Source organism: Paraburkholderia sabiae, assembly GCF_030412785.1.
GTDB classification, from domain to species: Bacteria; Pseudomonadota; Gammaproteobacteria; order Burkholderiales; family Burkholderiaceae; genus Paraburkholderia; species Paraburkholderia sabiae.
The window spans coordinates 1492030-1512387 of the sequence record NZ_CP125296.1 but is presented as its reverse complement, the minus strand read 5'-3'; the positions used below and the strand labels follow the sequence as shown (position 1 = coordinate 1512387).

Annotated in this window: 20 protein-coding genes; 16 read left to right on the top strand and 4 right to left on the bottom strand. The window is 62.6% G+C overall.

Annotation, left to right across the window (positions count from 1 at the left end; all coding sequences use genetic code 11):
• The gene (locus QEN71_RS36205; protein WP_201656761.1) at positions 1-819 is read left to right on the top strand and encodes a flagellin domain-containing protein; all 819 of its coding nucleotides are present in this window, start codon (positions 1-3) and stop codon (positions 817-819) included.
• A 321-nt stretch (positions 820-1140) separates the two neighbouring features.
• Positions 1141-1278 (top strand): hypothetical protein, encoded by a 138-nt coding sequence (locus QEN71_RS36200; protein WP_201656758.1) that lies wholly within the window; start codon positions 1141-1143, stop codon positions 1276-1278.
• A 12-nt stretch (positions 1279-1290) separates the two neighbouring features.
• Here QEN71_RS36200 and QEN71_RS36195 read toward each other — a convergent pair whose 3' ends face one another.
• Genes QEN71_RS36195 through QEN71_RS36185 form a run of 3 tightly spaced genes read right to left on the bottom strand, consistent with a single transcriptional unit; the run spans position 1291 to position 4283 of the window.
• Positions 1291-2070 carry a class II aldolase/adducin family protein gene (locus QEN71_RS36195; protein ID WP_201656755.1) on the bottom strand — a complete coding sequence of 260 codons (780 nt, stop codon included), beginning with the start codon at positions 2068-2070 and terminating at the stop codon, positions 1291-1293.
• A gap of 31 nt (positions 2071-2101) precedes the next feature.
• Positions 2102-2971, bottom strand: coding sequence for an amidohydrolase family protein (locus tag QEN71_RS36190; protein WP_201656752.1), 870 nt, complete (start codon positions 2969-2971; stop codon positions 2102-2104).
• A 25-nt stretch (positions 2972-2996) separates the two neighbouring features.
• Positions 2997-4283: an MFS transporter gene (locus QEN71_RS36185; protein ID WP_201656749.1), complete on the bottom strand. Its 1287-nt coding sequence runs from the start codon at positions 4281-4283 to the stop codon at positions 2997-2999.
• A 363-nt stretch (positions 4284-4646) separates the two neighbouring features.
• Here QEN71_RS36185 and QEN71_RS36180 point away from each other — a divergent pair, with 363 nt between their 5' ends.
• From QEN71_RS36180 to QEN71_RS36130, 11 genes are all read left to right on the top strand, one after another.
• Complete coding sequence (locus tag QEN71_RS36180) at positions 4647-5378, top strand: IclR family transcriptional regulator (protein WP_201656745.1); 732 nt, start codon at positions 4647-4649, stop codon at positions 5376-5378.
• Entirely contained in the window at positions 5378-6199 is an 822-nt protein-coding gene (locus QEN71_RS36175; RefSeq protein ID WP_201656742.1) for an enoyl-CoA hydratase/isomerase family protein, read from the top strand. The genes QEN71_RS36180 and QEN71_RS36175 overlap by 1 nt, the downstream gene beginning before the upstream one ends.
• Positions 6200-6217: 18 nt before the next feature.
• Positions 6218-7837 (top strand): acyl-CoA mutase large subunit family protein, encoded by a 1620-nt coding sequence (locus QEN71_RS36170; RefSeq protein ID WP_201656739.1) that lies wholly within the window; start codon positions 6218-6220, stop codon positions 7835-7837.
• Positions 7834-8277: a cobalamin B12-binding domain-containing protein gene (locus QEN71_RS36165; protein ID WP_201656736.1), complete on the top strand. Its 444-nt coding sequence runs from the start codon at positions 7834-7836 to the stop codon at positions 8275-8277. The genes QEN71_RS36170 and QEN71_RS36165 overlap by 4 nt, the downstream gene beginning before the upstream one ends.
• On the top strand, positions 8274-9449 hold the full coding sequence (locus QEN71_RS36160) for a CaiB/BaiF CoA transferase family protein (protein WP_201656733.1): 1176 nt from the start codon (positions 8274-8276) through the stop codon (positions 9447-9449). The genes QEN71_RS36165 and QEN71_RS36160 overlap by 4 nt, the downstream gene beginning before the upstream one ends.
• The gene (locus QEN71_RS36155; protein ID WP_201656730.1) at positions 9446-10360 is read left to right on the top strand and encodes a GTP-binding protein; all 915 of its coding nucleotides are present in this window, start codon (positions 9446-9448) and stop codon (positions 10358-10360) included. The genes QEN71_RS36160 and QEN71_RS36155 overlap by 4 nt, the downstream gene beginning before the upstream one ends.
• Positions 10361-10418: 58 nt before the next feature.
• A complete protein-coding gene (gene dctP / locus QEN71_RS36150) occupies positions 10419-11438 on the top strand; it encodes a TRAP transporter substrate-binding protein DctP (RefSeq protein WP_201656727.1) in 1020 nt (339 codons plus the stop codon).
• A 9-nt stretch (positions 11439-11447) separates the two neighbouring features.
• A complete protein-coding gene (locus QEN71_RS36145) occupies positions 11448-11996 on the top strand; it encodes a TRAP transporter small permease (protein ID WP_201656724.1) in 549 nt (182 codons plus the stop codon).
• Complete coding sequence (locus QEN71_RS36140; RefSeq protein WP_201656721.1) at positions 11993-13300, top strand: TRAP transporter large permease; 1308 nt, start codon at positions 11993-11995, stop codon at positions 13298-13300. The genes QEN71_RS36145 and QEN71_RS36140 overlap by 4 nt, the downstream gene beginning before the upstream one ends.
• Before the next feature lie 85 nt (positions 13301-13385).
• Positions 13386-14177 carry an SDR family NAD(P)-dependent oxidoreductase gene (locus QEN71_RS36135; RefSeq protein WP_201656718.1) on the top strand — a complete coding sequence of 264 codons (792 nt, stop codon included), beginning with the start codon at positions 13386-13388 and terminating at the stop codon, positions 14175-14177.
• Between the two features lie 248 nt (positions 14178-14425).
• Positions 14426-15358, top strand: a complete 933-nt coding sequence (locus QEN71_RS36130; protein ID WP_201656715.1) for an MBL fold metallo-hydrolase — start codon at positions 14426-14428, stop codon at positions 15356-15358.
• Here the strand turns inward: QEN71_RS36130 and QEN71_RS36125 are convergent.
• Positions 15352-16344 (bottom strand): helix-turn-helix domain-containing protein, encoded by a 993-nt coding sequence (locus QEN71_RS36125; protein WP_201656712.1) that lies wholly within the window; start codon positions 16342-16344, stop codon positions 15352-15354. The two genes, QEN71_RS36130 and QEN71_RS36125, sit on opposite strands and share 7 nt — an antisense overlap.
• A gap of 93 nt (positions 16345-16437) precedes the next feature.
• On the opposite strand from QEN71_RS36125, the gene QEN71_RS36120 reads away from it, so the two are divergent.
• The 3 genes from QEN71_RS36120 to QEN71_RS36110 all read left to right on the top strand — a co-directional run bounded on the left by QEN71_RS36120 (position 16438) and on the right by QEN71_RS36110 (position 20078).
• Complete coding sequence (locus QEN71_RS36120; protein ID WP_201656709.1) at positions 16438-17682, top strand: DUF1479 domain-containing protein; 1245 nt, start codon at positions 16438-16440, stop codon at positions 17680-17682.
• Positions 17683-17759: 77 nt separating this feature from the next.
• The gene (locus tag QEN71_RS36115) at positions 17760-19007 is read left to right on the top strand and encodes an ABC transporter substrate-binding protein (protein WP_201656706.1); all 1248 of its coding nucleotides are present in this window, start codon (positions 17760-17762) and stop codon (positions 19005-19007) included.
• 54 nt (positions 19008-19061) lie between these two features.
• Positions 19062-20078 (top strand): aldo/keto reductase, encoded by a 1017-nt coding sequence (locus QEN71_RS36110; RefSeq protein ID WP_201656703.1) that lies wholly within the window; start codon positions 19062-19064, stop codon positions 20076-20078.
• Positions 20079-20358 lie beyond the last annotated feature (280 nt).

The window sequence follows — 20358 nt, the reverse complement described above, 5'->3', positions numbered from 1 at the left end:
ATGCTGAACATCAACACCAACATCGCTTCGCTGACCGCACAAAACAACCTGTCGGGTTCGCAAAGCGCACTGTCGCAAGCAATCAACCGTCTGTCGTCGGGCAAGCGTGTGAACACGGCTGCTGACGATGCAGCAGGTCTCGCGATTTCGACGACGCAAACGGCGTCGATCAACGCACTGACGCAAGGTGCCGCCAACGCCAACAACGGCATTTCGATGGTGCAAACCACGAACGGCGCACTGCAATCGGTCGTCGACAACCTGCAACGTATTCGCCAGCTGGCAGTGGAAGCAGGCGACGGCTCGCTCGACTCGAACGCACTGGCCAACCTCCAGTCGGAAGTGTCGACGCGTCTGAACGAAATCACGCGTGTTGCGCAACAAACGACGTTCAACGGCGCGCAAGTGCTGAACGGCATCGGCTCCGTCAACTTCCAGATCGGCGCGTTCAACGGCCAGCAGATCACGGCAAACTTCGGTTCGCAGAAGTGGGACGCGACGAGCCTCGGCGTCAACGGCGTGTCGGTTTCGACGGCTTCGGGCGCTCAGGCAGCAATGAGCACGATCGACACGGTTCTGACGAGCGTGAACACGTTCCAGGCAACGCTGGGCGCAACGCAGAACACGTTCCAGGCTGCAATCTCGACGACGAACACGCAAGCAACGAACATGAGCGCAGCACGTTCGCAGATCACCGACGCGGACTTCGCGACGGAAACGGCGAACCTGTCGAAGGCTCAGGTTCTGCAACAGGCTGGTATCTCGGTGCTCGCGCAAGCGAACTCGATGCCGCAGCAGGTTCTCAAGCTGCTCCAGTAATCGCGCTGGTTGATCGTTTGAACTGAGGCAGCGGCGTTCCGTACGTCGCCGCCTCAGTGTTGTGCCCGCCAGTGAAGGGGCTATCAGGCTTTCAGCAGCACTGCGCACACCGTTCCCGACGATCCTTTAGCGTCCTCGTAAGCCGTGGAGTCGGGACGGTTTTCCCCGGTCGTAGCCCTGAACGGCCGAGGGTTTTTGGGGGCAGGGCGCGCCCTCTTGCAGTCAGACTCGCAGTTTATTTTGCAATGCACCATGAACGGGTGTACTATAGGGTTAATACCTAGGCACTAACCCTTAATCAGTTTGCAAAAGGAGTCTGCAATGAACTACGCATCTGCCACGACGCCCGCCGCCAAAGGCGGTTTCTTTGCCCGCGTACGCGAATTTCTGGTCGACGCGTGGCGTGTTCACCTCGAAGTCTGCGAAATCGTCGCTGAATCGCATCGTCGGCCGTACTGATACTGCGCCGCGCTAGTTCCGATACGACGGATCCCGCCGGTCGAGAAAGCGCAGCATTGCAGGCCATTCCATTTCGCCATAAGGGCGGCGTGTTTCCGGCTTGTAGAGATGCGCGGTCTTGTCGATGACGTCCTGCGGCGGCAAATGAAGGTCGGTATTGCACGCCATCGCATCAACCTGCGCACGGCACGCGTTTTCGAGCCAGTAAATGGCATTGAAGGCTTGCGGAATCGACGCGCTCGCGACAAGCAATCCGTGATTTCGCAGGATCATCGCTTCGGCGTTACCGAGGTCTTCGGCGAGCGTCTTGCGCTCTTCGAGATCGATCGCGACGCCCTGATAGTCGTGATACGCGACGGGACTAAAACGCATCGCCGTTTGCGTAAGCGGCAGCAGTCCGCACGATAGCGCCGACACAGCAAGTCCGCCGCGGCTATGCGTGTGAATCACGCAATTCACGTCATGCCTCGCTGCATGCACCGCGCTGTGGATCACATAACCGGCGGCATTCACGCCATACGTGCCCTCGTTCGGATTGAACAGCACGTTGCCGTCGATATCGATCGTGATCAGGCTCGACGCCGTGATCTCCTCATACATAAAGCCATACGGGTTGATCAGCAACCGCGTGTCGTCGCCGGGAATACGTGCGGTGATGTGGTTGTACACGAGATCGCTCAAGCCGAAATACGGCATCAGCCGATAGCACGCGGCCAGATCGACGCGTGTGTTCCATTCCACGTCCGATACTGTCGACTTCACGTTGGACGGCATCTGTTGTTCCCTCAGCATGTTCGTCTCCAGATTCATTCGATAACAGGGCTCATGACGTGGCGAAGCCATAAAGCGCCGCGGGGTTATCCACGAGGATACGCTGCTGCGCATCGCGGGACGGCGCCCAGCGCATCAGCGCATCGAGCAGTTCGCCGTCGTCGGGGAGCGTACCTTCCAGGTTCGGGTGCGGCCAGTCCGTGCCCCACACGCAGCGCTCCGTCGCGACGCGCGCCAGCAACGTGGCAAGCGCATCGGTATCGCGAAACGGATAGCCCTCGTTCGAACATCGATACGCGCATAGCTTGAGCCACGCGCGTCCGCCATCGAGCAATGCACGCAACGCGGTGATAGCGGGATGCGCAGTGCCCCACGCAGCGGGTATCTGTCCCATGTGATCGATGACGACTTCGGTAGGCAAGCGGCGCAGAATCGGCAGCAGATCAGGCAGGTCCTCGCCGTTCGCGTAGATCTGCGTGTGCCAGCCAAACGGCGCGATTCTCTCCGCCAGTTGCGTCAGATGCGCGATGGGCGGACCGCCCGGTGTTACGAGGTTGACGCGCACGCCCCGCGCGCCGGCGTCGTGCATCTCACGTAAATTCCCATCGCTGATCTCCGGATCAATCACGACGATCGCGCGGCTGCGCTGCACACCGAAGTGCGCGACGGCATCGAGTGTGCAGCGGTTGTCGGTGCCATAGAAACTCGGCTGCACGATGACGACGCGCTGCGTGCCGAGCACTTCCTGTACATGCTCGTACTGGCGCAGCGACGCGTCGGCGGGCGTATAAGCGCGGCTTTCGCTCAACGGAAAGCGCTCGCGCGGCCCGACGATATGAATGTGGCAGTCGCACGCGCCGGGCGGCGCCTTGTTCTCGGGCGGCTTGATGATCTCGCTTGGTGGCTGGCAGCTTGCGGTCATAGGGCGTACGGGCTCAGGTAGGCGCTCAGGAAGGCGTATAGCTGTTGGCCGCGCCGCCTTCGGCCTGCAGCGACGGTTCGGCGTCGTCGGGCAGCGGTCTGCCGAGCGTTTCGGGCAACAGCAGCACGGCGAGCAACATCAGCGCATACGCGGCGATACCGAACGCGGCGATCGCGTTGCCGAGCCCCATCACGCTCGTCAGCTTGCCGACCAGCGCGGGAAAGAGCGCGCCGATGCCGCGCCCGAAGTTGTAGCAGAAGCCCTGGCCGGCCGCGCGGATACGCGTCGGGAAGAGTTCGGTCATGTACGGGCCCATCGGCGAAAACATCATGAACGCGCACAGGCCGAGCGGGAAGCCGAGCACGAGCATCGCGCCGTTGCCGATCGGCGCGAGCATGTAGGCGCCGAGGATGACGGCCGAGCCGATCGCGCTGACCATGAAGGTTTTCTTGCGGCCGATCGAGTCGGCCAGATACGCGCCGAGAATAAAGCCGACGAACGCGCCGAGAATCATCACCGTCGTATAGCCCGTTGTGCCAATGACGGAGAGGCCGCGCGACGTCTTCAGATACGTCGGCAGCCAGATCAGGAACGTGTACGAGCCGCCGATCGATGCCGTCGCAAGCGCGGACACCCTGAGTGTGGTCGCGAGATAGTCGAGGTGAAAGATGGCCAGCAACTGGCGCAGCACGCCGCGATTGCGCCGCTCGCGCCGTCCTTTCGTGAAGACACCCGATTCCGGCACGTGACGGCGCACCCAGAACACCAGCAGCGCGGGCGCGAGGCCGACCCAGAACAGCGCGCGCCACGCGAGTTGCTCGGGCATGATCGAGAAGAACAGGCCGAACAATAGCGCCGCGAGTCCCCATCCCACCGCCCATCCGCTCTGCACGATGCCGACCGCGCGTCCGCGATATACACCGCGCACGGTCTCGCCGATCAGCACGGCGCCCGCCGCCCATTCCCCGCCGAAGCCGAAGCCTTGCAGCGCCCGGCAGATGAAAAGCTGCTCGTAGCTCTGCGTGAAGCCGCAGGCGAAGGTGAAGACCGCGTACCAGAGGATCGTCGCCTGCAGCACTGCGACGCGACCGAAGCGATCGGCGGCCAGTCCGCTCAGCCATCCGCCGACGGCCGACGCGAGCAGCGTCACCGTGCCGAGCATGCCCGCTTCAGCCGCCGTGATGTGCCATCCGATCAGCAAGGTAGGTATGACGAAGCTGTAGACCTGTACGTCGAGCGCATCGAGCGTCCAGCCAAGAAAACAGCCGGCCATGGTGCGCCGCTCAGTCTTGTCGAGCTCCGACATCCACATGTCTGTCTCCTGATCGTGCGTCGACGCAGCAGTCGATCCGCTCACGCAAATGATTCGTCATCCGAATCGTTTGCGCGCCGTCTTCAGCGGGCCGGGTTTGTCCGGGCTCGCAAGTCGTCGACGTTTACTTTTCGCTATTTCGAAACTAATTTCGAATATATGGATCGACTATAGGAGCCGGTTTTTGACGTGTCAAGAAAGCGCAAAGCGCGTCGACCCATGTCAAAACCGCGTGCGGTAAGGGGCGGCAGCATCCTGGATGCGATTTCCCAGGGCTTTCCACTAGCACGCGACGCTGGCGCATCGGGCCGATTGGCCTATACTGAATTTCGAAATACCAAATTATTTTTCGAACATACGAAAATGAAACCAACCGATCGTGCACTGGGCATCTTCGAAGCATTCGAGGCCGAAGGGCGTCCGCTGACGCTCAGCGAACTCGCGGAAGCGGCGGGTTTGCCTGTGAGTACGAGTCACGGCATCGTGCGCGTGCTGCTCGAACGCGGCTATCTCTATCTGACCAGCCGCAGAAAAGACCTCTTTCCCACACGACGCCTGTACGACATGGCGGCGAAGATCATCGCCAACGACCCGTACCTCGAACGGATCGAGCCGCAACTTCAGACACTGCGCGACGCGACCCAGGAGACGGTGATCGTCGGCAAGCGGCAGCATGACGAGATCGTCTATCTGAGCGTGCTTGAAGGGCCACAGACGATTCGCTACAGCGCGGCGGCGGGCGCACTGAAACCGCTGCATTCGACCTCGATCGGCAAAGCGATGCTGAGCCGCGTCGACGCGAGCGAGTTACGGCGTTTTCTCGCGCAGGCCGCGTTGCCTAGCGTGACGGACAACACGCTGACCACGGCCGACGAACTTTTCGACGACATCGCGCACTCGCGGGAAAAAGGCTTTTTCGTCACGCGCGGCGAGAGCGTCAGCGACGTGTTCGCGATCGCGGTGCCCGTCGACGTGAATCGCGACGTGCTCGGCATTGCCGTCGCTGGGCCGCGTCACCGGATGGAAGAACAGATCGAGCGGATCGGTGCAGTGTTGCTGGAAGCGAAGCGCTCGATCGAAACGGGCGGGCATTGATGAAGGACGAAGCGCATCGCTCGGACTCAGCAGTGCTCACCGCCGTGCGTGAGGGTGTGCTGCACGTGACCATCAATCGCCCGGACAAGCGCAATGCACTCAACCGCGCGACGCTCGACGCTTTACGCACCGCCTTCACAGAAGCTAAACGCGATGACGCGTTGCACGCGGTCGTGCTGTCCGCAGCAGGCGAGCGCAGCTTCGCGGCGGGCGGCGACCTGCGCGAGTTCGACGCGCTGCGCAGCGAGGCCGATGCCGCCGCGCTGTTCGATCATGCAGCAGCGGCGCTCGACGCCATTCGCGCGACGTCCGTTCCCGTGATCGCCGCATTGAACGGCACGGCACTCGGTGGCGGCGCGGAACTGGCCGTCGCTTGCGACTACCGCGTGGCGGCCGCGCATGCGTGCATCGGCTTCGTGCAGGCCACGCTCGCTATCACCACTGGTTTCAGCGGCGGCGAAGATCTTTTCGCGCTGCTAGGCCCCGCGCGCGCAATGCGCGTGCTGGCGCAAGCGCGCGTGATCGACGCGCATGAAGCCCTCGCGCTCGGCCTCATCGACGATATCGCCGAACAAGGGCAACCACTCGAAGCACGCGTCGCGCAATTCGTGCAGCCGTTTGTCGATCGACCGCCGCACGTCGTGCGGGCGATGAAGCAGATTGCCGCCACGCATCGCCGTGCGTTATCGCAAGCTACGCGCGACGCCGAACGCGCCGCCTTCGTCGCGACGTGGAGTAATCCGGCGCACTGGGAACAGGCGCAAAAGTTTCTCGACCGGCAGCGCGCATCGACTGACGGTTCAAAGACAAAGCCCGCGTAACGAAAGGAGCCTCCGAGCATGAAGTCAAGTGCAGCCGAACTCGACGAATCGATAGCGATGCCGCATCCGGACCGCACGCCATCGGGATTGCATGTGCCCGTCGTGGTCGGTGGTCCTGGCGAAACGGAAGGCATCGGCGCGCCGGGGCAGTTTCCGTTCACGCGCGGCATCTTCCCGGACGGCTATCGCGGGCGTCTGTGGACGATGCGCCAGTACTCGGGCTTCGGCACGGCGGAAGAATCGAACGAACGCTATCGCTTTCTGCTGCAGCAGGGGCAAACGGGCCTGTCCGTCGCGCTCGATCTGCCGACGCAATGCGGCCTCGATCCCGACGACGCAATGGCGCGCTCGGAGATCGGCAAAGTCGGCGTTTCGCTGTCGAATCTGTCGGAGATGGAGCTGCTGTTCAAGGGCATCGATCTGAGCCGCATTTCGACGTCGTTCACGATCAACGGCACGGCGGCGATGATCTACGCGATGTATGTTGCGTGCGCGGACAAGCAGGGCGTGCCGCGCGACAAGCTGACGGGCACGATCCAGAACGACATCCTCAAGGAATACGTTGCGCGGGGCACGTGGATTTTCCCGGTGCGTCCGTCAATGCGCCTGATCGCCGATTCCATTCTGTACTCGAACGAAGTGTCGCCGCGCTTCAATCCGATTTCGATTGCGGGCGCGCACATGCGCGACGCGGGCTGCACGGCCGTCGAGGAAATGGCGTACACGCTCGCCAACGGACTTGCGTACGTCGACACGGTTGTTGCGCGCGGCGGCGACGTCGCGAAGTTCGCACGGCGTTTGAGCTTCTTCTTCTACGTGCACATGGACCTCTTCGAAGAGGTCGCGAAGTTTCGTGCTGGACGCCGCGTGTGGGCGCGACTCATCAAAGAGCGCTATGGCGTCGATGACGAGAAGGCGCAGATGTTCCGCTTCGGCGTCGTGTGCGGCGGCTCGTCGCTGACGTCCGCGCAGCCGTACAACAACGTTGTGCGCGTCGCGATCGAAACCTGCGCTGCCGTGATGGGCGGAGCGCAGTCGGTGTTCACCTGTGCGTACGACGAAGCGTTCCAGATTCCCACCGAATTTTCCGCCGAACTTGCGCTGCGCACGCAACAGATCATCGGCTATGAAAGCGGCATTGCGCGCACGGTCGATCCGCTTGGTGGCTCGTATTTCGTCGAAGAACTGACCGATCGTACCGAGGCGCGTATCCGCGAACTGATGAACGAGATCGACGCATACGGCGGCGCCGTGAAAGCGATCGAAGACGGCTGGCTGCAATTGCGCATCGCGAAGAGCGCGCTGCAGCGCAAGCGCGAAACGGACGATCACGAGCGGCTCGTCGTCGGACAGAACTGCTTCCGGCGCGAGAACCAGGTCGAGCAGCCGGGCGAACTGTTTCATCTGAATCCGCAGGCGAGTGCGACGGTCGTCGAACGCTTCGAGCGGCTGCGCGATACGCGCAATGAAGCGGACGCGCGCAAGTCGCTGGACGCGCTGAGCGCTGCCGCTGCGCGCGACGAGGGCAACCTGATGCCGTATCTCGTCGATTGCTGCCATGCGTACGCGACGATCGGCGAAATGGTCGCGCGGCTGAAAGATCAGTGGGGCGAATTCGAGGAGCCGGTCCATCTATGAACAGCACGAGCAGCAGTTCCGCCGCGCCTTCCCGCAACGTGCATGCGCCGCTCAAGGGCAAGCGCATTCTCGTCGCGAAGCCGGGGCTCGACGGACACGATATCGGCGCGAAGGTGATCGCGCTGGCGTTCCGCGATGCCGGCGCGAGCGTGATCTACACGGGCCTGCGCAAGAGCCCGGAATACATCGCGCGGATCGCCGTCGATGAAGACGTCGATGCCGTCGGCCTGTCGATCCTCTCCGGCAGCCACAACGAACTCGTCGCGCGCACGGTCGCGTTGCTCGCGGATCAGGGCGCGGGCGAGATTCCCGTGTTCGTCGGCGGCACGATTCCCGCCGACGATCGCGCGGCGTTCCTGAAAGCGGGCATTCGCGGCGTGTTCACGAGCGACATGCCGCTCGACGATGTGATCGACGCCGTCGCGAAGGTGCTGGGATGAACGCCCCCGGATTCGCCGCGCCCGATGAATCAAGGAAGCGCGCGACCCGTGGACCGCTCGACGGCATTCGCGTGATCGAGATCGGGCACATGCTGATGGGCCCGTACTGCGGCATGCTGCTCGCCGATCTTGGCGCCGAGGTCATCAAGATCGAGCCGCCGGAGGGCGACATCGGGCGCTCGATCAGCCCGCATGCGATCGGTCCGCACAATGCGTATTTCGCGAGCCTGAACCGCAACAAGCAGAGCGTCGTGCTCGACCTTGCAAGCGACCCCGGCAAGCAGGCGCTCGCGGCGATGGTGCGCGACGCGCATGCGTTGGTGACGAACCTGCGGCCGTCCGCGATCCGCAAGCTCGGTCTGACGTACGACAAGCTGCGTGAGCATAACGAGCGGATCGTCTGCGTTGCGTTGACGGGTTTCGGCCTCGACAGTCCGCACGCGGAACTGCCTGCCTACGACTACGTGATTCAGGCGCTCACGGGCATCATGCATCTGACGGGCGATCCCGACGGTCCGCCGACGAAGGCGGGCTTTTCCGCCGTCGACAACTCGACGGGCATCATGGGCGCCGTCGGGCTGCTCGCGAAGATCGTCGAAGGACGCGGCGGTCAGGTCGACGTCGCGATGTTCGACGTGATGGTCTCGCAGCTGAACTACGTCGCGGGCGCCGTGCTCAACGGCGGCGAGCAGCCGGCGCGACATGCGCTGTCGTCGCATCCGTATATCGTGCCCGCGCAGCTGTTCAAGACGCGCGACGACTGGCTGATGATCTTCATCACGCACGACAACTTCTGGCGCATCTTCACGCAGCGCGTCGGACATCCCGAGTGGATCACGCAACCCGAGTTCGCGACGATGGCCGCACGCCGCGCGCATCGCGCGACGGTGATCGACGCGCTGTCAGCGATGTTCGCGAGCGAGACCACGCAGCATTGGCTCGACTTGCTGGCGTCGTCGGGCGTGGTGGTGTCGCGGCTCGCGTCGATTGCCGAAGCACTCGACAGCGCGCAGGCGCAGGCGCGGGGGCTCGTCGTGGAGATCGAGTCGGAAGCGGGGCCGCTGAAGGTGGTCGGCAACCCGATTCATATCGACGGCGCGCATACGCGCTATGGCGTGCCGCCGCTGCTCGGCGAACATACGGCGGCGTGGTGCGGCGAGGTGTCGACATGAGCGACGCGTCAGAGACGGCGTCTGTCGTGGGCATCGGGCGTCGGCAGCTTGCACGCGATCTGTCGAAGATCGCGCGCGCGAGTGTCGCCGAGTCGTTGCAACTTCTGCGCGAAGCGGGCACGGTGCCCGCGCGTCGCATCGGCTTCACGGGGCCGCCGGGCGCGGGCAAGAGCACGCTGATCGGCCGCGTCGCGAAAGCGCGGGCGGCGCGCGACGAGTCGATCGCGATCATTGCGATCGACCCAAGTAGCCCGGCGACGTCGGGTGCGTTGCTCGGCGACCGCGTTCGCATGGATGCCGTGCTCGCCGACACCGATGTGTTCATCCGTTCGCTGCCGAGCGGCTGGTCCGCCGACGGTCTCTCGGACAACCTCGCGGACGTGCTCGCCGCTGTCGAAGCCGACGGCTTCGGCGAAATCCTGCTGGAATCGGTCGGCGTAGGGCAAGTCGAGAACGGTGCGCGCGCGCTCGTCGATACGCTCGTGCTGGCGCTCGGCCCGCAATCGGGCGATCAGATTCAGGCGATGAAAGCGGGTGTGCTGGAGACGGCCGATATCGTCGTCGTCAACAAATGCGATCTGCCGGGTGCCGAGCGGATGGCGCAGGACATCCGCAACGTGCTCGAACGCAATCGCGCGAACGGACGGCGCGTTGCGCCTGTGCTGCTGACGCGCGCGAACGATGAAGCGTCGATCGGCCAACTGTCGAACGCAATCGATGAACACACGCAATGGCGCGCGGCGCATCTCGACGTCGCACGCGTCGCGGAGACGCGCAAGCGCTTTCACGTGCGCAGCCTGCTTACACGCCGCGTGGCGGAACTGATCGACGCGTTGCCTGACGATGCGCCCACCGCGTCGGTGGCAGAACTCTATGCGCATATCGCTAAACAGATAAGCGGTTCGGGATGACGCCGATGTAGCAACGACCATCCCGCACAACGACAAACCAACATGGAAGGAGACGCGGATGAAACGGCTTGGAAATTGGCTGACGACGCTGTTCGCGGCGTCGGCGTGTGCGCTCGCGGCGCTGCCTGCCGCGCATGCCGACGACACGATCACGCTGAAAATGGCGCACCAGTGGCCCGACGATCCGAACGACTACGTGGTGCAGACGGGCAAGAAGTTCGCGCAGGAAGTGATGCAGCGCTCGGGCGGCAAGATTCATATCGACATCTTTCCGGCCGAGTCGCTGGTGAAGGCGCTCAACATGCACACCGCGTTGCGCAGCGGCAGCGTCGATCTGGCCATTTATCCGTACATCTACGCGGCGGGCGCGATTCCGCAGATGAACCTGATCCTGTTGCCGGGCCTGTGGAAGACGCCCGATGACGTCTACCGCTTCCGCACGTCCGCGCCGTGGCGCGAACTCGAAGCGAAGATGGAGGCATACGGCTTCAAGACCTTGTGCTGGATCCAGATATCGGGCGGCATGGCGTCGAAGGGAAAACCCGTCAACGTCCCCGCCGATCTCCAGAAAGCGAAGGTGCGCGGCGCGGGCAAGATGATGGAAGCCGCGTTGCAGAGCGCGGGCGCGAGCACGGTGTCGATGGCGTCGTCGGAAACGTATAACGCGATGCAACTGGGTCTGCTCGACGGCTTGTGGACATCGTCGGGGACATTCGGCTCCTATCGTCTTTACGAAGTGGCGAAGTACTACGATTCGCCCGAGCAGTACAGCATCTATTACACGATCGAGCCGATCGCGATCAGCATGAAGACGTGGAACAAGCTGACGCCCGCGCAACAGAAGATCATGACGGATGTCGGCCAGAGCCTCGAACAGAGCGCATTCGAAGGCGCAAAAGCCGACGACCGACGCGTCGCGCAACTCTTCGCGAGCCACGGCGTGCAGATCCACAAGATGACGCTCGACGAGTGGACTCAATGGCAGAAGCTGTTCCAGCAGGTCAGTTTCACGAAGTTCCGCAACGAAGTGCCCGACGGCGCGCGGCTGCTCGATCAGAGCGTCGCGATCTACAAGTAGGAGGCCTGCATGCGAGGGCCGCTCGATCGGGTCGTGCATCTGCTCGACGTGTTTTGCCGGGGCGTCGCGCTGTCGGCGGGCGTTGCGGTGATCGCGACGGTCGCAGTGATTTCATACGGCGTGCTGGCGCGCGAGGTATTGCATCTGTCGGACGTGTGGGTGACGGAAGTCACGACCTACCTGATGGCGTACATGACCTTCGTCGGCACGGCGGCGCTCGCGTGGCAATCGCGGCATCTGAAGATCGACGTGCTCGGTCATCATCTCGGCGAAGGCGGCAAGCGCGTGCTGGCGGCTTTCTCGACGCTCGTGATGTCGGCCGTTGCCGTGGTCATCGCGGCGCTTGCCGTGCAGTTCTGGTGGGACGCCTATACGAGCGGCGAGCGTTCATGGGGCATGTTCTCGTTGCCGCTGTGGATTCCGTATCTGTGCCTTGTAATCGGTGCGCTGCTGCTGACGCTCGTTCAACTCGTGCGGCTCGCGACGATTCTCTTCGCGCGCCGCGAGGCCTCGCATGATCTGTCCATCGACGAACTCGCGCTCGGGAGAGACAAGTGACACAGCTTTTCATCGGCGCCGGCATGTTCGGCGGATTGCTGGCTGTGTTGTCGGTGGGCGTGCCGATCGCGTTCGCGCTGCTGTTCATCGCGCTGGTGTCGCTGTTCGTGACGGGCGGCGGCTGGGACGCGTTGAGCCTGATTCCGAGCACCTACTGGGGATCGGTGGCGACGTTCACGCTGACGTCCGTGCCGATGTTCATGTTCATGGGCGCGATCGTGTCCGCGTCCGGCATGGGCGCGCGCCTCTATAGCGCGCTCGCGACGATACTCGACGGCGTGCCGGGCGGACTCGCCGTCGCGACGACGCTCGCGTGCGGCGTGATGGCGGCCGTGTCGGGTTCGAGCGTCGCGACGGCGGCGGCGATCGGCGGATTCGCCGTGTCCGAGATGCGGCGTCACGGCTTGCCCGCGGGACAGGCGTGCGGCTCGGTGGCAGCGGGCGGAACGCTCGGCATCCTGCTGCCGCCGAGTATCCCGCTCATCGTCTATAGCGTGATCGCCGAGCAGTCGATCGGCCGGTTGTTCATTGCCACGCTGGTACCGGGCGCGATCATGGCGCTGGCGTTCGGCCTCTTTCAGATGACGCTCGCGCTGCGCCGCAAGTCGCGCGGCGACGTGCGGACCCGGCCGCTCGCGCCGCTCAAGGCGCGTATCGTCGCGTTGAAGGATATCGGGCCGTTCGCGCTTCTCATCCTGATCATTCTCGGCTCGCTGTATCGCGGACTGGCGACACCGCAGGAAGCGGCATCGCTCGGCATCATCGCGAGCCTGATACTCGCGGGCGTCGTCTATCGCGAACTGAGCTGGCGCAAATTCCGCGAGATTCTCATCAACGCCGCGCAAAGCAGCGTGATGATTCTGGCCGTCATTTCATCGGCGATCGTGTTCGGCTATGTGATGACAACAAGCCAGGTCGCGTCGTCGTTGACGCAACTCGTCGCGGGCGCGCACGTTGCGCCGTGGGTGCTGTTCGTCAGCATCAACCTGTTGCTGATTTTTCTCGGCTGCTTCATGGAGACGATCGCGATCATCGTCGTAACGATGCCCGTGCTCGTCCCCGTCGTGCAGGCTTATCACTGGGACCTGATCTGGTTCGGCGTCGTCATCGTGATCAACATGGAGATGGCGCTGATTCATCCGCCTGTCGGGCTCAACCTCTTTGTCGTGCAAAGCGTCGCGCCTGATGTGCCGCTGCGGCGTATCGTGCTCGGCACACTGCCGTATGTGTTCATCATGGCGGGCGTGCTGGCGCTGATCGGCATTTTCCCGCAACTGACCATGCTGATTCCCGGCGCGAGGTGAACCGTTCCGCTCTGATGCACAATGAGCGTCCGAGGCCCATTACGGATACCGTCGGCCTCATTCACGACATGGAACGGAGACAAAAATGGATCTGAAACTGCGTGGCAAGGTCGCGGTGCTGACGGGCGCGAGCGTCGGCATTGGACTGGCGGTTGCGGAAGGGTTCGCTGCCGAAGGCGTGAATCTCGTGCTGGCAGCGCGTCAGCGGGAACGGCTCGAACAGGTCTCGGCGGACATCGCTGCGCGTCATGGCGTGCGTGTCGTTCCTGTTGCGTGCGACGTGGCGACGAAAGAGGGCGTGGACGCGCTGGTCGATGCCGCGAACCAGCAGTTCGACGGCGCCGACATCCTGTTCAACAACGCGGGAACGGGCAGCAACGAGACCATCATGGATGCGCCCGACGAGAAGTGGCAGGCGTACTGGGAACTGCATGTGATGGCGGCTGTGCGGCTTGCACGCGGACTCGTGCCGTCGATGAAGCGGCGCGGCGGCGGAGCGATCCTGCACAACGCGTCGATCTGCGCGGCGCAGCCGCTCGGTTACGAGCCGATCTACAACGTCACCAAAGCCGCGCTGATGATGTTCTCGAAGAATCTCGCGAACGAAGTGGTCAAGGACAACATCCGTGTGAACACGATCAATCCCGGCCTCGTGCTCACGCCCGACTGGATCAAGACTGCGAAAGAACTGACGCAGGACACGGGCGGCGATTGGGAAGGTCATCTGCAACAGGTGGCCGACGAGTTCGCGCCGATCAGGCGCTTCGCGACGCCAGCGGAACTGGCGGATTTCATCGTGTTTCTCTGCTCGGAGCGCGCGAGCTACAGCGTTGGCTCGACTTACTTTGTCGACGGCGGGATGTTGCGAACGGTTTGACTTCGCCAGGCCGCGCCACGCCTGTCGCTCGCGTTACCGCTTCATTACCTGTTCCTCTTCGATTGTTGCTGTCGGGACAACACGCTGCACGCATTTGCGATGCTTCTGGCGTTCGCTCGCCTTGACTAAGATCTGTCCCACGGTCGGGCGACACGCGAGCACAACGAAGCACACGAAATACGTGGTCGTCCTCGTGAATCGCGCCGCCCAGAACGGCTATCCCCATTCAACGAACAGGACGATCGAAGATGAACGAAACAACCCGCAATGTGCAGCCGGTGACTGCCCGCCTCGGCAAGGAAGGTTCAGGCGAACTCGTGTCTTCCCGCTACGCCGTGCGCGTGGGCGATGTCGACGTGGTGCTGATCAGCGACGGCATTCTGCCGCTGCCGACTTCCACGATGTCCACCAATGTGAGCGAAGCGGACCGTAACGACTGGTTCGATGGCCGCTTCCTGCAGCGCGACATGTTCGACTGGGCGTTGAATATCGCGCTCGTGCGCAGCGGCGACCGCCTGATCCTGATCGACTCGGGCGTGGGCGACGGTTTCGAATACTTCACGCGCGCCGGTCAATCGGTGATGCGTCTGGAAACGGCCGGCATCGACCTGGCTGCGATCACCGATATCGTGATCACGCATATGCACATGGATCACGTCGGCGGGCTGAACGTCGACGGCGTCAGGGCGAAGTTGCGCCCCGACGTGCGCATTCACGTGGCCGCCGCGGAAGTGGAGTTCTGGAAGAATCCGGACTTCAGCAAGACCGTGATGCCCGAAACGGTGCCGCCCGCGCTTCGCAAGGCCGCGGCAAAGTTCGTCGAACTCTACGGCGAAAACATCGTGCAGTTCGACCAGACCGTGGAAGTCGCAGCGGGCGTGTCGGCGCGCGTGACGGGCGGACACACGCCGGGGCACTGCGTCGTGGACGTGGCATCGAAGGGCGAGAAGCTGACGTTCGTCGGCGATGCGATCTTCGAAGTCGGCTTCGACCATCCCGATTGGCAAAACGGCTTCGAGCACGAACCCGAAGTGGCCGTCGACGTGCGTATCGCGCTGCTCAACGAAGCGGCTGAAACGGGCGCTATGCTGGCCGCCGCGCATGTGGCGTTCCCGTCGATCGGGCACATTGCGAAGAACGGTGAAGCCTTCCGTTTCGTGCCGGTTCAATGGGACTACTGATCGAGGTATGATCGAACGGCGTTTGCCTGGCCGCGCTTTTCGCGCGACGATCTTTGTTTTCCTTGAAGCGACGGAGATCGTTCGGTCAGGCGAGCCGTCTCATGCTGATCCGGCAAACCGGCGGCGAGGAAGTGTCGCCGGAATTCCGCGGGTGTCGTTTGCTTGGCGGCCTTGAACTGCCGGTTGAAATTGGCGACGTTCGCAAAACCCGAGCGGGCAGCGATGACGGCAACGGGCAAGGACGTGTCGGCCAGCATCCGGCACGCGTGCCCGATGCGGACGCGGGCGATATAGCGCCCCACGCTTTCGCCGATATGCTGCACGAAATAACGCGTGAGTGTGCGCTCCGACAGGCTGGCCGCCGCGCAGAGTTCCGATAGGCGCAGCGGCTCCGCGAAACGCGCGTCGATCATCGACAGCACGCGGTTGATCCGTTCAGGCTCGTGACCGGACGGGCCCGTGCTCGTCTGATTGAAGGCGCTCGGCGAGGCGAGCGGCTGGCCGGGCGCCTCGGCGAGCGTGCATAGAACGTCGAGTGCCGCGCTGAGGCGTTCGCGCGCCACATTCGACAGCAATTGCTCCAGACGGCCCCGCATCCACTCGCCGGCAGGCGGCTCGAATGCGAGCCCGCACGCGGCGCGGCGCAACAGCTTGCGCAGCGGTTCATATTCACGGCAGCAATCCGCCATACGTCGCGCCCAGTCGCCGTCGAACCATATGACGATCGCGACCTGCGGCGACGACGGATCGATCGACCGGTTCGATGCCCACGTATGCGGCAGGTCCGGCGGCACGAGGACGAGATCTTCGGCTTCGTAGTCGTTGACCGAGTCGCCGATGTAGCGCTTGCCGTGACTGTTCATCGTCAGCGTCAGTTCGTACTCGGGATGGTGATGCCATTCGAACGGGATGCGCGGAAGCCGCCGATGGTAAACCCGGACCGAACAATCCTCTCCGAACTCGACGTGTTCGTAGGCTGGTTTCATGGCCGAAAACGCAAATGAATTGCCTGAATAGTATCACCAAGGCCGATGTGCGCGGCATATTCTAGCGGACACGAAATTCATACGGAGACGATCATGGCGCTGAAAATCGATGACCTTCCGGGCGCGATCCGGCAGGCAAAAAAGGAACTGCGCGCGGCGTTGCCGAATTACCGCGAAGTGTTTGCTGAAGTCGAAGCGGCCATCAGCGAAGAAGCGAAACGAATCGCGGCGCAGCGCAATCGCGGCGAAGATGTCATTCCCGAGATTCAGTTTTCCGACATCGCCCAACGGCGCGTCACCGCGGAACAGATCGCGCTCGTCAAGGCACGCGGCGCCTGTGTGATCCGCAAGGTCTTCCCCAGCGAACTCGTGCAAGGCTGGGACGAAGACATCGCTCACTATGTCGAGCGAAATAATCTGGACAAGCGCCTCGAAAACCGCGCCGAAGACAAATACTTCGGCCAACTGGCTTCGAGCAAGCCGCAGATCTACGGCGTGTACTGGTCGAAGCCGCAAGTGCTGGCCCGCCAGTCGGCGTCGCTGACGGCGGCGCGTGTGTTCCTCAACAAGCTCTGGCGCAACGAAAGCGACGGACGCGTTCATTTCGATCCGGAGCATGTGCCTGTTTATGCCGACCGTCTGCGTCGGCGGCCGCCGGGTTCGGCGTCGCTGGGTTTGTCGGCGCATTGCGATGGCGGATCGGTCGAGCGCTGGATCGAAAGCAATTTCCGCAAGGTGTATCGCCACGTGTTTTCCGGCAACTGGCGCGACTACGATCCATTCGACGCCGCCTTCCGAACCGACGTCGAAGAGATCCCGTCACCCGCTGTCTGCTCGATGTTCCGCACCTTCCAGGGCTGGACGGCACTGACGCCGCAGGGACCCGGCGACGGCACGCTGCAACTCGTTCCTGTCGCGAACTCGATGGTGTACATCCTGCTGCGCGCACTGCAGGACGATGTTGCCGACGACGACCTGTGCGGCGCGATGCCGGGCCGCGCGCTCTCGATCAAACAGGATTTTCATGCGCCGCTGTTCGAAGCGTTGTCGTCGATTCCGAAGATGGAAGCGGGCGATACCGTCTTCTGGCACAGCGACGTGATCCATGCCGTCGAAGACGAACATAAAGGCGCGGGTTACAGCAACGTGATGTACATCGCCTCGGTGCCGGGTTGCGCGAAAAACGATGCCTATTTGAAGCGTCAATTGCCGAGCTTCCTCAAAGGCGAAAGCCCGCCTGACTTCCCGACCGACCATTTCGAAGTCGATTTCACCGGCCGCGCAACGGCCGACGACCTGACCGCGCTTGGTCAAGCGCAACTCGGGTTTGATCTGTAGTTGAAACGGGCACGCATGCGCGGTCGCGATGATTGCGTATGCGTCGCCACACCATAAAGAAAATTTCGGAGACTGCAATGAAACGATCACTGACCTCGGTCGCGACGGCTGTCGCGCTGCTTGTCGCAGGTACGCACGCGGCACTCGCTGCCGAACAGATTTCTGTCTTGCACTGGTGGACATCGGGTGGCGAATCGAAAGCCATCCGCGTGCTCAAGGACGACATGAGCAAGCAGGGCTATGAGTGGAAGGACTTCTCTATCGCGGGAGGCGCGGGAGCAGCGGCGATGACGGCGCTGAAAACGCAGGTAATTTCGGGCAACGCGCCGTCGGCTGCGCAGATCAAGGGGCCGCTGATTCAGGACTGGGCCGAGCAGGGCACGCTGGTCACGGTCGATCCCGCCGCGGCCGACTGGAAAGCGCATACACCGAAGCAGATCGACAGCGACGTGAAGTCGGGCGGTCACTATGTGGCCGCGCCTTTCTCCGTCCATCGGATCAACTGGCTGTGGATCAACAAGGCGGATCTCGACAAGGTCGGCGGTACGCCGCCTACCACATGGCCGGAGTTCTTCGCGCTCGCCGACAAGTTTCGCGCAGCGGGCATCACGCCCGTCGCGCACGGCGGTCAACCCTGGCAAGACATGACGATCTGGGAGACGGTCGTGCTGTCGCAGGGCGCGGACTTCTATCGCAAAGCGCTCGTCGATCTCGATCAGAAAACGCTGACGTCACCGCAGATGGTTCAGGTGTTCGAGACCGTGCAGAAGATCCGCACCTACTTCGATAAGGGCTATCACGGCCGCGACTGGAATCTCGCGACCGCGATGGTGATCTCCGGTTCGGGCGGCATGCAGTTCATGGGCGACTGGGCCAAGGGCGAGTTCGCCAACGCGAACAAGAAGGCGGACGTCGACTATATCTGCGCGGCCGCACCCGGCACGTCGAACGCATACACGTACACGGCCGATGCCTTCGTGTTCTTCCAGCAGAACGGCAAGGAGGACGCGACACCGGGACAGATCGCGCTTGCCAAAACCATCATGTCCGTCGATTTCCAACAGCAGTTCAGTCTTTACAAAGGCTCGATTCCGGTGAGGCTGGACGTCCCGATGGACAAGTTCGACAGCTGCGCCAAGAAATCGCGCGCCGACGAACAGGCGACTATCCAGTCCGGCGGATTCCTGCCTTCGCTGGCCTTCGGCGAACTTCAGTCGCCTGTCACTGCGGGAGCGATCACCGACGTCGTGACGAATTTTATGAACTCGAATCAGGATGCGAAGGAAGGCGTGCGTAAGCTCGCCGCTGCTGCCAAGGTCAAGTGAGGGCGCGTTCGCCATTCGAGAAACGCGCAACGTCACTCACGAGAGGAGATAAATATGGATCCGGCAGCAAAGCGTCGATGGCCGCGTTCGGGGCTCGAAACCACCATGATGGGTTTCGGCGCGGCACCGATCGGCAACATCTTCAAACCGATCAGTGAAGAAGATTCGGCTTCGTTGATCAAGGCGGCGTGGGATGCGGGCGTGCGCTACTTCGACACTGCTCCGATGTACGGCCACGGCTTGAGCGAAGCGCGCTGCGGGCAAGCGTTGCGCTGGTATCCGCGCGATCAGTTTGTGCTGTCCACCAAGGTCGGGCGCATTCTGAAGCCGCGCAAACGCGCGGAGATCAACTTTGCACCGTGGGTCGACGGGTTGCCGTTCGAACTCGTCTTCGACTACAGCTACGACGGCACGATGCGTTCGATCGAAGACAGCCTGCAACGTCTCGCGCTGGAGCACATCGATATCGCGTTGATCCACGACATCGATGTCTTCACGCACGGCGCGCGGCAGCCCGAGATGTTCGAGGCTGCAATGGCGGGCGCGTCGAAAGCGCTGCTGAAGCTGCGTGACGAAGGCGTCGTGAAGGCGGTGGGAGTCGGCGTCAACGGATGGCAGGTCGCGCATGAAGCGATTCGTCGGCAGGATTTCGACTGCCTGTTGCTGGCCGGCCGCTACACACTTCTGGAGCAGGACGCGCTGGACGGCTTTCTGCCGCTGTGCGAAGAGCAGCAGGTTTCGGTGATACTCGGCGGCGGCTACAACAGCGGCATTCTCGCGACGGGCGCAGTGCCCGGCGCGAAATACAATTACGCGCCTGCGCCGGAAGCCATTCTGGAACGCGTGCGAAAGATGGAGCAGGTGTGCCGGGAATATTCGGTGCCGCTGAAAGCCGCCGCGCTGCAGTTCACGCTGGGACATTCCGCGATCCCTACCAACATTCCAGGCGTGCGTACCGTTGAGCAACTCGAAGACAACCTTCGTACTTTCCGGACCGAAATTCCAGCCGAATTCTGGGCTGAATTGAAACGCCGCGAACTGATCCGGGAGGACGCGCCGACGCCTCGATAACATTTCGCGCTCTCCCGTCGCCTTAGCTTGCACTGACAACGGGGTCAATCTGAATCGCGCGGCCTTTTCGCCGCGCGATGCCTGGGCTGTACCCGCCAGGCCAATCAACTTCGCATGGCAAAAGAAAAAAATACATCATGTCCATTCGAAGTGGAAACAAATACCGGCTAAAAAGCCTCGCGCCGTCTAACGGATAAATCGCCCATTGCAAGCGGCGTACCGTAAATCCACCTATTTCGCGTTAGCGTGCTTTCACGGCAAATTAAACGGTTGACTGATA